Origin of the sequence: Neobacillus sp. PS3-34 (genome assembly GCF_030915465.1) — a bacterium.
Classification (GTDB): domain Bacteria; phylum Bacillota; class Bacilli; order Bacillales; family Cytobacillaceae; genus Neobacillus_A.
Genome location: NZ_CP133267.1, coordinates 3,950,135 through 3,966,243, shown reverse-complemented (window position 1 = coordinate 3,966,243; position 16,109 = coordinate 3,950,135). Strand labels below are relative to the sequence as shown.

General features: G+C 40.6%; 12 protein-coding genes, 1 other RNA gene and 4 pseudogenes. 6 read left to right on the top strand and 11 right to left on the bottom strand.

The features are described 5' to 3' along the window. The first annotated feature begins 12 nt into the window (after nt 1–12). From RCG23_RS20735 to RCG23_RS20720, 4 genes are read left to right on the top strand one after another with little or no spacing between them, the layout of a single operon-like run. On the top strand, nt 13–255 hold the full coding sequence (locus RCG23_RS20735) for a DUF2249 domain-containing protein (protein WP_308177189.1): 243 nt from the start codon (nt 13–15) through the stop codon (nt 253–255). Continuing rightward, nucleotides 252–458 carry a DUF2249 domain-containing protein gene (locus RCG23_RS20730; RefSeq protein ID WP_308177188.1) on the top strand — a complete coding sequence of 69 codons (207 nt, stop codon included), beginning with the start codon at nt 252–254 and terminating at the stop codon, nt 456–458. The genes RCG23_RS20735 and RCG23_RS20730 overlap by 4 nt, the downstream gene beginning before the upstream one ends. Nucleotides 459–472: 14 nt before the next feature. Further along, nucleotides 473–1,717: a hypothetical protein gene (locus tag RCG23_RS20725; protein WP_308177187.1), complete on the top strand. Its 1,245-nt coding sequence runs from the start codon at nt 473–475 to the stop codon at nt 1,715–1,717. 22 nt (nt 1,718–1,739) lie between these two features. Then, on the top strand, nt 1,740–2,042 hold the full coding sequence (locus RCG23_RS20720) for a metal-sulfur cluster assembly factor (protein ID WP_308177186.1): 303 nt from the start codon (nt 1,740–1,742) through the stop codon (nt 2,040–2,042). A 57-nt stretch (nt 2,043–2,099) separates the two neighbouring features. Here RCG23_RS20720 and RCG23_RS20715 read toward each other — a convergent pair. From RCG23_RS20715 to RCG23_RS20665, 10 genes and pseudogenes are all read right to left on the bottom strand, one after another. After that, nucleotides 2,100–4,024, bottom strand: a pseudogene (locus RCG23_RS20715) (ATP-dependent DNA helicase). A gap of 240 nt (nt 4,025–4,264) precedes the next feature. Next, the gene (locus RCG23_RS20710) at nt 4,265–4,435 is read right to left on the bottom strand and encodes a hypothetical protein (protein WP_308177185.1); all 171 of its coding nucleotides are present in this window, start codon (nt 4,433–4,435) and stop codon (nt 4,265–4,267) included. Nucleotides 4,436–4,582: 147 nt separating this feature from the next. Continuing rightward, nucleotides 4,583–5,728: a THUMP domain-containing class I SAM-dependent RNA methyltransferase gene (locus RCG23_RS20705; protein WP_308177184.1), complete on the bottom strand. Its 1,146-nt coding sequence runs from the start codon at nt 5,726–5,728 to the stop codon at nt 4,583–4,585. A 145-nt stretch (nt 5,729–5,873) separates the two neighbouring features. Further along, nucleotides 5,874–6,270, bottom strand: an RNA gene (gene rnpB, locus RCG23_RS20700) — RNase P RNA component class B. A 76-nt stretch (nt 6,271–6,346) separates the two neighbouring features. After that, entirely contained in the window at nt 6,347–6,649 is a 303-nt protein-coding gene (gene gpsB / locus RCG23_RS20695; protein WP_308177183.1) for a cell division regulator GpsB, read from the bottom strand. 141 nt (nt 6,650–6,790) lie between these two features. Continuing rightward, nucleotides 6,791–7,348 carry an SLOG family protein gene (locus RCG23_RS20690; protein WP_308177182.1) on the bottom strand — a complete coding sequence of 186 codons (558 nt, stop codon included), beginning with the start codon at nt 7,346–7,348 and terminating at the stop codon, nt 6,791–6,793. Between the two features lie 100 nt (nt 7,349–7,448). Next, nucleotides 7,449–7,841 carry a CotD family spore coat protein gene (locus tag RCG23_RS20685; protein WP_308177181.1) on the bottom strand — a complete coding sequence of 131 codons (393 nt, stop codon included), beginning with the start codon at nt 7,839–7,841 and terminating at the stop codon, nt 7,449–7,451. Between the two features lie 379 nt (nt 7,842–8,220). Next, nucleotides 8,221–9,510: pseudogene (locus tag RCG23_RS20675) on the bottom strand (ribonuclease H-like domain-containing protein). Nucleotides 9,511–9,514: 4 nt separating this feature from the next. After that, a pseudogene (locus RCG23_RS20670) lies at nt 9,515–11,801 on the bottom strand (DEAD/DEAH box helicase). A gap of 650 nt (nt 11,802–12,451) precedes the next feature. Next, entirely contained in the window at nt 12,452–13,189 is a 738-nt protein-coding gene (locus RCG23_RS20665) for an alpha/beta fold hydrolase (protein ID WP_308177179.1), read from the bottom strand. Nucleotides 13,190–13,295: 106 nt separating this feature from the next. Between RCG23_RS20665 and RCG23_RS20660 the strand changes: the two genes are divergently transcribed. Continuing rightward, on the top strand, nt 13,296–13,988 hold the full coding sequence (locus RCG23_RS20660; RefSeq protein WP_308177178.1) for a Crp/Fnr family transcriptional regulator: 693 nt from the start codon (nt 13,296–13,298) through the stop codon (nt 13,986–13,988). Between the two features lie 41 nt (nt 13,989–14,029). Here the strand turns inward: RCG23_RS20660 and hcp are convergent. Then, nucleotides 14,030–15,326, bottom strand: a pseudogene (hcp, locus tag RCG23_RS20655) (hydroxylamine reductase). A gap of 193 nt (nt 15,327–15,519) precedes the next feature. Between hcp and RCG23_RS20650 the strand changes: the two are divergent. Further along, nucleotides 15,520–16,002 (top strand): Hsp20/alpha crystallin family protein, encoded by a 483-nt coding sequence (locus RCG23_RS20650; RefSeq protein WP_308177177.1) that lies wholly within the window; start codon nt 15,520–15,522, stop codon nt 16,000–16,002. The last annotated feature ends 107 nt before the right edge of the window (nt 16,003–16,109 follow it).

The following is a 16,109-nucleotide window of genomic DNA, read 5'->3' as shown; positions in this document are numbered from 1 at the left end:
GGAGAGATTGTAATGGATCATAAGATCATTGAGTTGGACGTTCGTGAGGATATAACAAACAAACTTGAACCCTTCCAAAAAATTATGGAGGCAATATCTGGCTTAAAAGGAGAAGATGTATTCATTCTCCACGCCCCATTCAAACCTGTCCCATTATTTGCAGTAATGAAAGCAAAGGGATTTACTTATGAATTGGAAGAACTGGAGAAAAAACACTGGAAGGTTATTTTTACCAAAAGGGAGAATGTATCATGATTTTGGATAATAGAGGACTGGAACCGCCACAGCCAATGATGAGGACGTTAGAAGCACTTGAAAAGATGGATTCAAATGGCATCTTAACGATATTTAACGACAGAAGGCCAATGTTCCTTTATGAACAGCTAGATGAATTAGGCTTTCAGCATCGGACAGAACCACAACACGACGGAAGTTTTAAAATTGAAATCTTCCGGTAAGAAGGTGAAATCACATGCTTCCGCAAAAATTGGGCAATGAAACCAATATAAAACTTCCCTTTTCATTTATTCTTTTTAGCCAGGCAGCTCTCATCCTATCTCAATTCATTCTTCTTTTTAATGGTGGGTTAATGGCTGAAGGAGTTTTTAGAATCCCTGCTGTCTGGTCGGCTGCCCATTTATTCATCCTTGGCTGGGCATTGATGGGAGCGATGGGTGCTATGTACCAGCTTGTTCCGGTTGCCTTTCTCACGCCCATTTGGAGTGAAAAATTTGGTTGTATCCAGTATGCCTTCACTTCTCTTGGTATATCTCTGTTTGCTGCCGCGCTATTTTACGCACCGCATAAAGCACTTATACCTGGAGTGTTAACAATCATAGGAATAGGGATGTTTGTGTTTCAAATGGTAATGACCTTAAAGTCTCAGGCAAAGCCAAACATCCTTACTCTTTTTGTCGGTACTGCACTCCTTTGCCTGTTGTTTACGATTTCACTGGGACTAATTCTTGTTTACAGCTTGAAAACAGGTTTTATGTCCTGCGATTATCAGGCGCTCTTTAAAAGCCATCTACTATTAGGTTTAGCAGGCTGGTTTACCCTGTTAATTTTTGGGTTTTCATACAAGATGGTACCGATGTTTTCGTTGTCGCACGGGTTTTCGATGAAGCATGCAAAATATGTATTCATGTTTTATTCAGCGGGTATAGCGATTACGCTAATTTCCTTTTTTACCGCAAATACATCAGAAGCAAAAGTCGGTTTTGCCTTTCTTTTTACTGGATTTCTTTTATTCGCCTGGCATGTTGCAGCCATATTGAAAAAAAGACTTAAAAAGAAGCTCGATAAACCATTTTCAGTAGCTATCCTTGCAATCGGGTTCGGAGCCGCTATCCATTTAGCCGCATTTCTGTGTTTATGGAGCAGCAATCCAGGAGAGTTGTTGGGACCAATTATTTATGTATATATTTTTTTATGGATTGCCTTAAGCATTCTTGGCTACCTTTACAAGATTATTCCCTTCTTATGGTGGACACACAAATACAGCAAGGAAATAGGGAAAAGGGCAGTCCCTTCCCTAAAAGAAATGATGAATGAAAAAACGGCCATACCTCTTTTTAGCATTTTTGTACTCGGGGTATTGCTGGTTTTTACCTCTCTGGTAATAAGAAATGCTCACCTATTCAATTTTGGCCAGTTTTTAGTTTCCTGCACTTTCGTCTTGATCGTATTTATCCTTCTCAATGTGATAAGAAAATAATAAAATTAATGGGGTGTATTAAATGGGTATAACAGAAGAAATGATTCGAGAGCAATTAAAAAATGTGTATGATCCTGAATTGAATATCAACGTCGTCGATTTAGGACTGATATATAGTATAAATGTCAATAAAGCAGGTGCCGCCAATGTAACAATGACTCTGACAACGCCTGGCTGTCCGCTCCATGACAGTATAGTAAGCGGAGTGAAATACTGTATTTTGGAGATTACGGGAATTACGAGTGCAGAGGTAGAGCTCGTTTGGGAGCCTGCATGGACTCCGGAAATGATGACGCCAGAGGGTATGAGATTATTAAGAGGTTAACAAAAAAACGGTCCCTATAAGGAGTAATATCTCCTTAAACGGACCGTTTTTTTTATCTTATTGAGTTACTGGTTCAACCGGCAGAACGGCTTTAACTTTAGTTAATACCTCTTCCTGAATATCGGCATCCAATAAAATATGGACAAAGCCCTGGTCTTCATGGCTTCTAATCAGCCTGCCAACTCCCTGGCGCAGACGGAGAAGCATATACGGAAGATCGACCTGTGCAAATGCGTCGTCTGCCCCTTCTCTTTTCGCTCTGAAAACAGGATCATTTGGTGGAAATGGCAGCGAGAAAATAATCACGTTTTCGAGTGACCTTCCAGGGATGTCGAGTCCCTCCCATAAATGGACGGCACAAAGGACAGCCTGCTCCTCGTTTTGGAACCGTGAAACCAACGTACTAATTTCCGCATCGCCTTCAAAATAGACAGGAAAATTAAATTCCTGGGGTAACATTTTTTTCAATTCATTCAGTTCTTCCATACTATTAGCAAGTACCAGCGCCCTGCCTTCTGTCTTTTGAATTTTGCGAGTCGTATATGCGATCTTCTCTTTCACATCACTATTTTTAAAACGGGGTAGATGCAGCTCCATCTTTTCCTCGTATTCAAAAGGAGAAGAAACGGTAAACGAGAGATAATCCTCTATACCAAGGCTTGTGGCCATATACTCGAAAGATTGTTCCTCAGATAGCGTCGCCAAGAAAAAATAAATGGTTTCTGTTGGGAAAAAACCTGTTCCTTCATAACTTCTTCTACCATTTTCGGCATGATTACAAGCGTTCTCTCACCTGACACATCTTCAAACCAGGTGATGCCATTCATAGTTTGCAGGAATAAAGAAAGCGAGTAAACGATTTGTTCCAGATATTCCTCGACTATTTTCAAGTCGTACTCATTGATCACATACATTTCACTATCAAAAACCAATTCCTCTTCCAGCGATTGAAGAATTTGATAAAGCTTTCTCCCCTGCTTTAAAAGCATGGAATTCTTTTCAATCAGTTTTTTTTCCGATCCTTTTTCCTTAGAAGATGCCTGGTCTAACAATGAAAAGAACCGCTCATTCTCCAGAAGTGCTTCTTCAATGGTATATAGAGTTTTATCGCGAACATCGTTTTCCAGCAATCTTGTGAGCAACGCCTCAAGCGTTTGTTCCGTGAAGCGGTAGCTCAATGCCTTTTGGGCAGCATATTCAAGAAGATGCCCTTCATCAAACACTACACAGGAATGGTCCGGTAGCAGGGTAAGCTGGCCTTCCCTCTTTCTGGATTCTTTTGTCCAGACATGCTCCATATAAAAGTCGTGGGAACAAATGATGAGGTCTGCTGAGCTCCTGTAATATTCGCGATGCAGTGTTTGTCCGCAGCGATGGCGTTTATCACATGTAAAACAATCCTGCAGCTCATCCCATCCAATTTGGCTCCATTGTTCATTAGTCAAATGGGAATAATCCCGCCTGTCGCCATACTTTTCAAACGTCTGCATTGTACCGCCTTTGTGGACAAAATTTGGCAATTCATCAAATATATCCCCATACCCTTCAAAATCACTTGATTCCACAGCCGTATCAAGTTTTTTCAAGCAAAGATATTGGTCTCTTGATTTAGCAAGCCTCACATCTATTTTCAATCCCAGCGCTTTCTCAAGCTTGGCGATATCTCCTTCTTTTTTCACCAGCTGTTCGATTAGTGTTTCATCTGCACAAGTAATGATTGCTGGTTTATTCATATACCTGGCATAACAAACAGCGTAAAGCAGATAAACCAGCGTTTTACCGGTCCCTACTCCAGCCTCTGCGAACATTACTTTCTTTTCCTTAAATGCTTTTTCAAGCTGGAACGCCATATAAATCTGTTCGTCCCTTACTTCAAAGCCTTCCTCAGGCAATAGATCGTAAAAAACATCTCCAATCCATTCGCCAAGGCGGTCGTAAAAAGATTCTGTTTTATCGATAGTAAAAGGCATCCGGTTCTGCATTTCATTCCTCCATTAAAATAAATAAGTACGAAAATGCCGCGGGCAGGACTTAAACCTAACCTTTACTGCGGCAGGAGTTTGATATATTTAAGCGCAAAAAAGCGACCAAATAGGCGCTTTTATTTTTTAGAGTCAATCATTCTATTTTAACCCAACCACGGTAACTGTCAAGGATGGGGGGTCTAAACAAAAAAAGAAAAGCTGACACGATCCATTATCTATTTCTTGCAAAATCCCAAATTACTTTGTGTTAACCCCTGATGCAAATGACAATGCCTGATGCATTTCTTTATGGGCGCTTATAAGTTTTTGCATTGCAGATTCCTTTGGACCCTGTGCATGTCTGAGAGCATCCATCGAAACGCTTAGTGCTTTAGAAATCATGGCAAAATTAAGACTAGATTGATTCATTGCCATCCCTCCGTCCATTAGTAGTGGCTGTTTTCACATTTTACTATGCTGCGTTCAGCAACATCGTATTAGAAAAGAACCTAAGTAATAAACGTATTTTATTCAGGAATGGCAAAGTTTATGCTTTGTAATCAAAAATTTAATTTTTTATTCGTTATGATTTCTCGGCGGTTTTTTTCCCCAGTATTGATATAGGTCGGTTCGGATGAAGCCGTTAAAGAGCTTTCTTTTCTTTGTTGCAGGTTTTCCATAAAATTGCTCGAATTGTTCGTTTGAAGTCATAATGTATACAGACCATGTATCCAGCTTTTCAAAAGCCTGGCCCATCTCTTTATACATATGTTCGACTGCCTTTTTATCGCCAAGGCGTTCACCATATGGGGGATTGCCGACAATCACTCCATATTCTTTTTTTGTTGTAATATCTTTTACCTGCATCTGTTTAAAGGAAATTAAATCTCCAAAGCCAGCCTCAAATGCGTTTTCGGTTGCGATATTAACCATGCGGTGGTCGATGTCTGTGCCTGTTATATCAATCGGCTGGTCATAATTCGCAAGATCTTCTGCTTCAATGCGGGCATTATCCCATACTTTTTCTGGAATCCATCCCCATCCTTCCGATACAAATTCACGGTTAAAGCCTGGAGCGATATTCTGCCCAATCATGGCTGCTTCAATCGGTATGGTACCCGAACCACAAAATGGATCGATAAACGGCCGTTCAGGTGCCCAATTGGTAAGCATAACAAGAGCGGCTGCCAATGTTTCTTTCAAAGGTGCCTCCCCCTGGTCTATGCGATAACCCCTTTTGTGGAGACCATGGCCGCTGGCGTCGATGGTAATTGTCGCAACATCCTTTAAAAGCGCAACTTCAATTCTGTAAAGGGCGCCAGTTTCTTCAAACCAGCCGTTCCTTTTATAATGTTGTTTCAGACTTTCAACAACTGCTTTTTTTACAATCGCCTGACAGTCAGATACACTGAAAAGCTTGGATTTTACGGACTTCCCGATCACAGGAAACTCAGCATCCTCTGGGATGTATTTTTCCCAGGGCAGAGCTTTAGTTTTTTCAAATAATTCATCAAAGGTATAGGCCTTAAATTCTCCGACTTTGATTTTTATCCTGTCTGCCGTCCTCAACCATAAATTGGCGCGGGCAATTGCACTCTCATCTCCTTCAAAAATCACTTTTCCATTTTCTACTTCACATTCGTAGCCGAGAGCGCGAACCTCTTTTGCCACAAGAGCTTCAAGGCCCATAGCGGCGGTTGCGATTATTTGATATTTTCCCATTATTTCACCCTTGTATGTAGTGTCTTTAGTTATATATAGAATAACAGTTGTATGAAGAATTTCCAAAGTATATTGAATTTAAAACAAAAAGCCCTCCCAGTCAGGAGAGCCGTTAATCCCAAACATTAAAATAACATTAATTACGTTCTGTAAGCCATGTTCTGTACCAGCGTACTGCAAACGACGATAAAGTCTCGTACATAGGTGGTAATCATCTATCTACAGGCTCCAAAGAACCTGTCCTTCCCTTCGTTGAATTCCTCTAGGAAGGTGCCCCTACCATTATTTGGGTTTCTCGCTCGTGGGGTTTACCTCGTTCCACCCTTTCCATTTCTGGAAAGGCTACGTCACTGTGGCACTTTTATAGGTATTCATACCATATCCCAAAGGACTTAGGTATTTTCCCGGCCGTCAGCCGATGACTCGGCTGCCCTGGCTTATGATTTCGCCAGGCACGAACACTACAGGCATCTCAGCCTGTGCGAGCATGGACTTTCCTCAACAGCTTTGCAAAAGCTCCGCTGCAGCAATTACCCGAACGCAATTAACACTTTTTTATTATATGTATTTTTCCGTGCCTAAGCAATGGTATAAAAAAGGAAATACCGGCACAAGATGTCAATCATATAACTTATTGCCAAAAACATGTTTTTCAAGATTTGATAAGCGTTTAAGAATATCAAAATTGGTTGTTCCAGCTGACTGTGCAGCAGGCTGACGCCTTGATGCATCCTCCAGCTGTTTTCTCAAGCGAAGGTTTTCCTGTTGCAGGTCATCAATTTCCTGATGGAATGTTTCATAATCTTTAATAATGAAATCGAGGAACTTATCCACATCTTCAGGCTTGTATCCGCGCATGCCGGATTTAAATTCTTTTTCTAAAATATCCTTAGCTGTTAATTTCACTTTGTCAGACAGCATTTTAAATCACCTCAGTATTTCGCCAATCATTACCTATTATTTTTTCAAAAATAATTGGTTTTGTCAATTTTTCTTCGTTTATCTTTTTAAGATATTTAATACTTTTCATTATATGCCGAAAAAAAGGGGTCATTCCATATTTCAGAATTCATAGTTCTTTAAAGTTTCTTCTTCAACAATATTTTGGAGGTCATAAAATGTAATCAGCCTCACATGATAAGAGTGCTTACTTTGATACTGCATTGCCATTTCATACATGAATTTCGGGCTTCCCTCTTTTTCCTGATCGTACATTAACAAAAGCGCATCACTTTTCTCGATGAAGAACTGGTTTTTGAGCCTGAACTGCCACGGCTTTTCATAGGTTTTTTTTGAAACGGAATCAACAAAATCAGCCTGGATTATAACCGATTCGTACCATTCCTTATTATCATCCTTCCATTTGGATTCTTGCTCCAGAAAAGGTGTAATAACGGCAAGCTTAAGGTCTGGATAATCCACCTGAAGTTCAAAGACCGTTTCTGCGGCCCACAGCTCCACTCCTAATTGCCCGCTGATTAATACCCATTCAAGCCCTTCTTCAAGCATAGGTATGAGCTCTTTTTTGATCGCAGCTTTTATGTATGAAACGGAAGGGTGGTCTTTCTTAAATATTCCCAATTCAAAAGGTTTATAGCCGGATATGGAAAGGACCTTCAAGGCAAACACCTCTTTTTGCAAAAATGATGTATAAGGACAAACACTTTTATGAAAAAAGCATATCTTATAATATAAAAAAAACAAGGGCTTTTAGCCCTTGTCAGAAATTATCTTCCCCAATAAGGTCCGGGTCCGAATCCTGGCGCACCCATTCCTGGGCCGAATCCTGGTCCTCCCATGCCTGGCCAAAGCCTGGTCCACCCATTCCTGGACCGAATCCTGGTCCACCCATTCCCGGGCCAAAGCCTGGTCCTACAGGCGGAACTGGAGCTGGTGAAACTGGTCCTGGGCCGCAATTAAACTGTTGGTTGGAAACCTCGTTAGCCAGTGATTGCGTTTGTGGAAAATAGTGCTTGTGTTCAAACAAATGATGATTTACTGTCGTTGTATGAGATGGATGAATGTGAGGAACCACCGTTGTTGAGAAGGTGTGGTTCACACAGCATTTTGTTGGATGGATAACCGCAGGCATTATATTTGTTCCACAGTACATAAAAAATTCCCCTTTCGATATTTTGTGTTTACATTAACAGCCTATGTCGAAGGGTAAACTCTTGTACTAATGAAAATACCTATTTTTATAGCATTGTATAAAAACTGTCTTTTAAGCTTGTAAAAAGAACTGCAGTTAAACAAACGACAATGAAGAATAAAAACAAAATAGCTTTATACATATTACCAGCTCCATTGTGTTTTAATCGTTTTTTATGGTTTTTTTGAAACCGTACAATTTAACATTTTACATTGTGATTCTTCGATTAACAACACGGAAATACTGGAATTTTGAAGAAAAATTATTAAAATTTTGTTACAAAACTTATTATCTTGCTGAAAATTGCTATTAATCTCATTTTTTCGTCCAAAAACTGAGATTACCCACGAATTTTCTTGCTTTTTCGATCAAGCCTGTCCCGTCTTTTGAGAACATCAGAATAGAAATCCTGGTTGTCACTTTTCTTCGATTCATAAATTTCCAAAGCCTTACTCGTATATTCAATCGCTTTGTTTATTTTTTTTTCTTTATGTTCATAAATCTTTGCAGCTTCAATGGATGCCTCCATGCACAGATAGGAACTGCCGGATTCTGCTGTCTCAACAAACAATTCCAAGGCTCTCTTCCAATTCCGCTCCTTTTTTTCGAGAATGCGAGTGCCTGCTTTGCCTGGAGAGAGGTATCATCAGTCCCCTCAGCCAGCGTGTCAAATAACTTTTCGGCTTCTGCCTTCTCTCCTAATGAAGCAAACCATCTGCCTACTTCAAAGGATTCCTCTCTTGTTTGATTCTGGTCAAGACTGCAAAGCTGGAAGGTTAAATGGGTATACAAGCTGACGAGGGAAAGAATATCTATTTCATTATGTTTTAAAATCCCTAGCATTCCTTCAGGCAGCTTACTTTCGATAAAGTCAAAATAAATCATCGGGGCAAGAAAACCAGGGATATCATCTATCCTTTCCACCCCTAAAACCTCTTTTTCAACTATGGACAATTTCATACGCTCTAATTTATGCTTCCACAGTCTTCTTGAAGCATGGTATAAATCGAAATGACCGAAGGAAGGGAGCTTAGGAACGTGTTCTCTGATAAGGGTATGTCTCGTCTTTACCTGTGGCCAGTCAAATGACTTTCCGTTATAGGTTACAAGCGTTTTATAATCCACCTTTTCCAAAAAACTCTGATACAAGGGCACCTCCGCCCCTGGATTCGGCAAAATATGCTGGCGTAAAACAAGTTCATCTCCATCTACTCTTGCATAGCCAAGAAGAAAAATGGTATTTCCTGTTCCCCCGCCAAGGCCAGTTGTTTCAGTATCAAAGAAAAACAAATCCTCCGCCTTGTGGCCATAAGCCGACAATGGATGAACTGAAGGTGCATGGTTCCAAGCCTCCACAGCTGAAAAGAGATCCTTGAAACGGTAATGGCCATGGAAATGTTCCATTGGATACCTTACTTCACGAATCAAACAATAATCCCCATCAAAAAAATAGGGAGTTACACCTTCGCTTTCCCAACGGTCCAGATAAGGAATTTCCACCTTTGAAGAAATATTATTATTTTCCGGCAGCTGCGGCATATTTGGCTTTCCCACGGAGGGGAGAAGGCTCCTGCTCCTTTTGCGGTGAAAGATGTGGCTTTAGCCGATTTAGTTTATTCTTCAATGACATCTTTTTACCTCCCGGAAGCAATTGCTGATTCCAAAAAGAAATCAATTATTTTCAAGGTGTCTTTTTTGGATTTTTCTCCTAACGCCTCTGTTCCCACACAGGAAGGACATCCACTTTCACAGAGGCAGCCGCTTACCATTTTTCGTGTTTCCTTAAAAACGGGAACCATCCCCGAGTAAATTTTTTCGCTAAGGTCTATTCCTCCAGGATAACGGTCATAAAAGAAAATAGTCGGCTTCTCATTGTGGTCTGCCTTTACCTGCGGCACTACATGTATATCCTGGGGATCGGCCATAACAAATAATGGAGCAATATGATTTAATGCATGGGCTGTTCCGACCAGACCCTGTTCCAGCCGTTCATGGCCCATATCCGCAAATTGCCTGTCCAATGAGATCCACGCAGAACTGGTATGCAGCTCTTCTTCAGGAAGAAAGATTGGCGTGAACCGATATTTTCATGTGTTTCAAATTTTATTTTCTTAAAAATAGTTGCCATTGCCCGGACGCTGACATCACCGTAGCCGATTTCCATTTGACTGAGTTCCTGAAGCTTATCAACTTCGAGCACCTTTAACTGAACAGCCAGGTTCGCATCTGTAAAATAATCAACGTCTACTTCCCTGACAAAAGCCTTCTTCTCCTCCCAATCAAGCTTTTCAACTTGAAATTGAGTGCCCTGGTGCAAATAAATCGCTTCTTCGTGCAGCAATGTCATGGCCGAAAAACGGTCCATTTCCCCAATAACTTTAACGTTCGCAACATTCGTTTGATCCACAATTATAATATTCTCCTGCGATGCCGACCTCAGGCTGATATTATGGGCAGGAAAGGAATCGTTCATCCAGTACCACTTATCACCATTTTGATAAAGAACCCGCTCTTCTGTTAAATATTCCAGCAAATCCTCAGTACCTACAGTCCCGAACTGCTCACCTGCCTTGAACGGAAGCTCGTAGGCTGCACATTTCATATGGTCAATCAAAATGATTAGATTATCAGGATTTATTCGGGCTGTTTCAGGACTTTGGCTGAAAAAGTATTCAGGATTTTGGATAATATATTGATCCAGCGGGCTGGAGCTTGCAACCATGATGACGAGCGACTCTCCATGCCTTCTCCCTGCTCTGCCAGCTTGCTGCCACGCACTGGAAATGGTTCCGGGATATCCTGTCATGATGCATACCTGAAGCTGGCCAATGTCCACTCCAAGCTCAAGTGCGTTCGTGCTGACAACGCCATAAATTTCACCTGATCGGACACCTCTTCAATCTTCCTTCTTTCGGTAGGAAGATAACCTCCCCGATAGCCCATGATTGATTTTGAACCAAGCTGGTTTTTAACCAGCTCCTGCAGGTAAGTTAAAATAATTTCCACCCTAACCCTGCTTCTTGCAAAGACAATAGTCTGTATCTTATTTTTCAACAGTTCACCGGCAAGTTTCCTGACTTCAAGTGTCGCACTCCTTCTGATATTTAATGGTTTATTTACAACTGGCGGGTTATAAAAGAGGAAGTGTTTCCTGCCTGTTGGAGCACCATTATTATCAATTAGCGACACGGACCCTTCTGTAAGAGTCTCTGCAAGTTCAAGAGGATTGGCAATGGTTGCAGAGGTGCAAATAAAAACAGGATTGCTGCCATAATAACGGCAAATTCTTTTTAAACGGCGGATAACATTTGCGACGTGGCTGCCAAAAATTCCTCTGTATGTGTGTAATTCATCAATGACGACATACTTTAAGTTCTCAAACAAGGATACCCACTTTGTATGATGGGGCAAAATTGCCGAATGAAGCATATCGGGATTTGTAATGACAACATGCCCTGCTTTCCTTACCTTTTGGCGGATATTCGCAGGGGTATCCCCGTCATACGTGTAACTGTTTATCTCCATGCCAGTTTCCTGGATAATTTCATTAATCTCGCTTTTTTGATCCTGCGCAAGAGCTTTAGTTGGGAATATATATAGTGCTCTCGCATCGGGATCAGATAGAACAGTCTGCAGAACTGGAAGGTTATAACATAGCGTTTTTCCAGAAGCGGTTGGCGTTACCGTAACAATGCTCTGGCCTTTCATGACAGATTCATATGCAGACCTTTGATGGGTATATAGTTGGCCTATACCCCTTTTTGTCAGTGCATCCTTTAGCTGCTCGTGCAAATCAGCTGGAAGGGGTACAGTATTTGCAGGTTTTTCATCAATTGTCCGCCAGCTAACAATATTCTCTTTAAATTGATCATTTATTTTTAAGTCTCCCAAGATTTCCTGGAGATTTTTTCTTAGCTTCATTATCGCTTCACCTCATTAATTCCATTTTAGCGAATAAACGTTCGAGGCAAAAGAAAAATAAACGCATTTTTATCTTTTTTAGGGAGGGACTTTTTTCCAAAAAGGCTTTCTGTATAATTTGTTGCTATTTATGGAGTAGTTGATTTTCACTCCAGGATGCTCGCTTTCCGCGGGGCGGGCGGTGAGCCTCCTCGGCGCGCAGCGCCTGTGGGGTCTCACCTGTCCCGCTGCTCCCGCAGGAGTTTCGCACCTTCCGTTCCAATCAACTTCTTTTTCAACGATTTGCTTTTAAAAACCTATTTATAAAACAACAATCTTTTAGAAAGGCTCTTTTCATCAATTTTGTTGCTTCTGTAATAATTCGTGCCACTTAGAGGCTACTCATGGCAAGTTTGGGTGAAAACAAAGGGCTCGAATTCGAATTAGTAGCTAATTCGGACAGGTATAATCAAACTAAGGACATTCGAGTCCGCATCAGGGGATTTCGGTACTAACTTTAAATATTAGAATTTGTGCAGAAAATAACAATCTCTGCGAAACAGGCTTTCAAAAAGAAAAAACCCACAAATCGCAGGTTCATTCGTCTGTTGAATATTTTTTGATGAAGGCCAGAAGAGCCTCTGCCAGTTGTTCTGGTTCCTCATACATACTCATATGTCCTGACCTCTCAAGCACGATGGTGTCAATATGCGGCCACTCGTTGAAAAAGTTTTATCAGGAGGTATTACTTTATCTTCTTTTCCAGCTGCCAATAAAATAGGGATACTTTGATTTTCCATAGTTTGAGTGCGGTCAGGCCTATTTTTCATCGCTTTCAAGACTTGGATTGCGCCTTGCTGATTTGTTTGTAAGCCTATTTCTTTAGCCCTTTCAATACTTTCCTTTAGTTCGCTTCGTGATTGATCAGCAAAAAGCTTCGGAACCAGCTGCCCGATAAAGGCTTCCATCCCTTCATTTTCTTTTTTCTGTATTCCAGCAATGCGCCCTTCCTTCGCTTCTTTACTATCAGGATATGAGGTAGAATGTATCAGTCCATATCCCTTTAATTTATCAGGATAGCGCTCTGCAAAAGCCAAAGATACATATCCTCCGAGAGAATGTCCGAACAGGAATACTTTACCTGCCTCTTCTTGGTTTAAGACTTTTGCCACATCCTCTGCCATATCTTCGATTGAAAATTCCCCATTAGGTAAAGGAGATTTTCCATGTCCGCGTAAATCAACCGCCAACACCCGGCATTCTTTGCTTAATGCAGGGAGAACTCTTTCCCAGTATGCTGAACTCCCGCAAAAACCGTGAATCAAAACAACTGTTTCCCCTGTACCTTGTTCATTAATTGACAAAACTTGTTTCAATCTGTTCACCTTCTCGTCAAAGACTTCTTCCATTAAAGTTCCCCTTGTGAATAGTTTTAAACTATAATGGTTAGTAAGATTATTGCAGACGCATTTATGGTCTAACTGGTTCGTTCTATATGCATTAAGAGGTGATGAAATGAAACAAGATGATATTAAAAGGGTTCTTTCGGAGTTTTCGCTCTTCCGTGAATTGAATAGTGAAGAAATGGATAAAATTGTGGGAATATCTATAACTAGAGATTGGAAAAAGAACAGCCATGTATTTCTTCAAGGCGATCCTCTCGAGAATGTATATTTTATTTATAGTGGAAGAATTAAGGTTTATAAAAGCGACATTAATGGGAGAGAGCAGATAGTCGCGATCATGAAGCAGGGAGAAATGTTTCCTCATGTCGGTTTTTTCCGCCAGGGTGACTATCCAGCATTTGCTGAGGTCCTTGAAGGATCAACACTTATTGCTATTCCTATACATCAATTTGAAAAAATACTAATCGAGAATCCTGAACTCTGTATCAAGGTTTTCCGGGTATTAGGCGAAAAAATTGTTGATTTACAAAACAGGCTTGAAGAACAAATTTTAAACAACACATATGAACAGATTATAAAATTATTGGTTCGTCTTGGAACAAAGAATGGAAAGAACCTTAAAAACGGTAAAATCCTGCTTGAGGCCGAATTTACAAATCGTGATTTGGCCAATATGATCGGAACCACAAGGGAAACGATTAGCAGGACACTTACGAAAATGAAAAGGGACGCACTAATTGAAGTAGACGACGAAGGCAATATGATTCTTGAGCCAGAGAGGCTTTTAGAAGAAATCCTCTAATAAAACGGCCTTAGCAATATGCTGATGCCGTTTTTGTGTTCTTATTTTACAGATAATTGAAGCATTTCTTCCATATCTTCCTGAGCAGTTCCAATTAATTGTAAATTAAATGTATCCTGCAAGACTTGTAAAACTCCTCCTGAAATAAATTCAGGCGGCTTTGGCCAATTCGGATATCTTTTATGCCAAGGCTGAATCCGCCAAAAGAATGGCTACTGCTTTTTGCTCAAACCAGGAAAGTACAATACTTACAGGCAGCTGGTTTATCTCACATCCGAATGCATCAGCTAGAGCTTTGGCAATCTTTACAGTAGAACCAGAGTTATTACATTGTCCGAGATCGATATAACGCGGAATTTCTGTTCCAGGAACAAATCCGTAATCCACATCGTTAAAGCGGAATTTACCGCACGATGTTGTTAAAATAACTGTTTCTGGAGGCAAAGAAGTAGCTAGCTCACGGTAATACTCTCCACCTTTTCCTGGTGCATCACATCCAGCAATAACGAAGAATCTTTTGATTTTGCCTGTTTTGACCGCATCAATTACTTCAGGCGCAAGGCCTAAAACAGTTTCATGGTGAAAGCCGGTCAATAGAGTCTCCTCTGATTCAATATTTGCTTCAGGAAGCTCCAGTGCCCTTTCAATTAACCTGCTGAAATCATCATTTTCAATTTTTTGTACATTTTCAAGTCCAGCTACTTCATAGGAGAACATTCTGTCTGCATATGTTCCTTTGATAGGCATTACACAGTTCGTTGTTGCAAGAATGGCACCAGGGAATTTTTCAAATAAACGACGTTGATCATACCAAGCCTTCCCAATATTCCCTTTTAAATGTTCGTATTTTTTTAATGCCGGATATCCGTGCGCAGGAAGCATTTCTGAATGCGTATAGATATTGATCCCCTTTCCCTCAGTCTGCTTTAATAGTTCTTCAAGCGCAAACAAGTTATGGCCTGTTACCACGATACACTTTCCTTCAATCTTGTTTTGGCTTACACGAATTGGCTCCGGAATCCCAAGACGAGTTGTTTGTGCATCATCGAGAATTTCCATGACCTTGACGGCTGATTGGCCAACCTTCATCGCCATGTCAATATGTTCCTGCACATTAAAATTGGAGTTTGTCAGAGTCATATATAACGCTTCATGAGTGGTTGCATCCACAAATGGATCCGTATATCCTAATTGATTTGCATGGGTACGATAAGCAGCAATTCCTTTTAAGCCAAAAATAATCGTATCCTGAAGGCTGGCGATTGTTTCATCCTTACCACATACCCCTACTACTGTACATCCGCCGGACGGTGTTTGTTCACATTGATAACAAAACATTATTTTTCCTCGCTTTCCATCTTTTCTCCTGTAACAGAATATCGAGCATAACCTTTAAAAAGCGTGATTTACATCACACTTTTGTAAGCTGTCAAAATTCGTTCAAAAAGTTAAATCAATTTTGTGACATGCACCAACAGAAAAATCCCTTCATATACTGGGTGTGAATTTATTGAAAGTGAGGAGTATGCCTATGTCTTCCCAACTTCCAGGTGATCCTCAAGGCCGTAAAAAGGCAAAAGCGGAGCCCTTTGGGGATTTAATGAAAACAATGAATGATTTTTTTCAAGAAAAACCCGTAAAAGGATTTTTACAAACAATAGATGATTTTTTCCGTACCCCCTTCCCATCAACACCTTCATTTCACGTGGAAACATTAGAAAGTCCCAAAGAAATCATCATCAATGCGGAGCTCCCCGGTGTAAAAAAAGAGCAAATCCAAATTGACATACGAGGAAACTATCTGAACATATCGGTGGACCAAAGCGAATTGATTCTGGAGGAGGACGAAGTGAATCAAACGTATCGAAAAAAACAATTCCGACAGAAATCCTCTCGTACGATTGCTCTGCCTCAGCCAATAAATGAAAAGAATATTAAAGCATCATACCGTGATGGATTATTGCAAATTCGGCTTCCACGGGTAAAAGGGAAAACAATCAATATTGAGGAATAACACTCGTTTCTTAAACAAATGCTGTTTTCTAAAAGAAAGTTGTTTTGCAAATAGGTTTTTAAAAGCAAATCGTTGAAAAAGAAGTTGATTGGAGCGGAAGGTGCGAG

Excerpts from the sequence above, each read along its gene's own strand:
- RCG23_RS20735 (WP_308177189.1), top strand. The coding sequence starts at position 13 with ATGGATCATAAGATCATTGAGTTGGACGTTCGTGAGGATATAACAAAC.
- RCG23_RS20730 (WP_308177188.1), top strand. The coding sequence starts at position 252 with ATGATTTTGGATAATAGAGGACTGGAACCGCCACAGCCAATGATGAGG.
- RCG23_RS20725 (WP_308177187.1), top strand. The coding sequence starts at position 473 with ATGCTTCCGCAAAAATTGGGCAATGAAACCAATATAAAACTTCCCTTT.
- RCG23_RS20720 (WP_308177186.1), top strand. The coding sequence starts at position 1,740 with ATGGGTATAACAGAAGAAATGATTCGAGAGCAATTAAAAAATGTGTAT.
- RCG23_RS20710 (WP_308177185.1), bottom strand. The coding sequence starts at position 4,435 with ATGAATCAATCTAGTCTTAATTTTGCCATGATTTCTAAAGCACTAAGC.
- RCG23_RS20705 (WP_308177184.1), bottom strand. The coding sequence starts at position 5,728 with ATGGGAAAATATCAAATAATCGCAACCGCCGCTATGGGCCTTGAAGCT.
- gpsB (WP_308177183.1), bottom strand. The coding sequence starts at position 6,649 with ATGCTGTCTGACAAAGTGAAATTAACAGCTAAGGATATTTTAGAAAAA.
- RCG23_RS20685 (WP_308177181.1), bottom strand. The coding sequence starts at position 7,841 with ATGTACTGTGGAACAAATATAATGCCTGCGGTTATCCATCCAACAAAA.
- RCG23_RS20665 (WP_308177179.1), bottom strand. The coding sequence starts at position 13,189 with ATGGAAGAAGTCTTTGACGAGAAGGTGAACAGATTGAAACAAGTTTTG.
- RCG23_RS20660 (WP_308177178.1), top strand. The coding sequence starts at position 13,296 with ATGAAACAAGATGATATTAAAAGGGTTCTTTCGGAGTTTTCGCTCTTC.
- RCG23_RS20650 (WP_308177177.1), top strand. The coding sequence starts at position 15,520 with ATGTCTTCCCAACTTCCAGGTGATCCTCAAGGCCGTAAAAAGGCAAAA.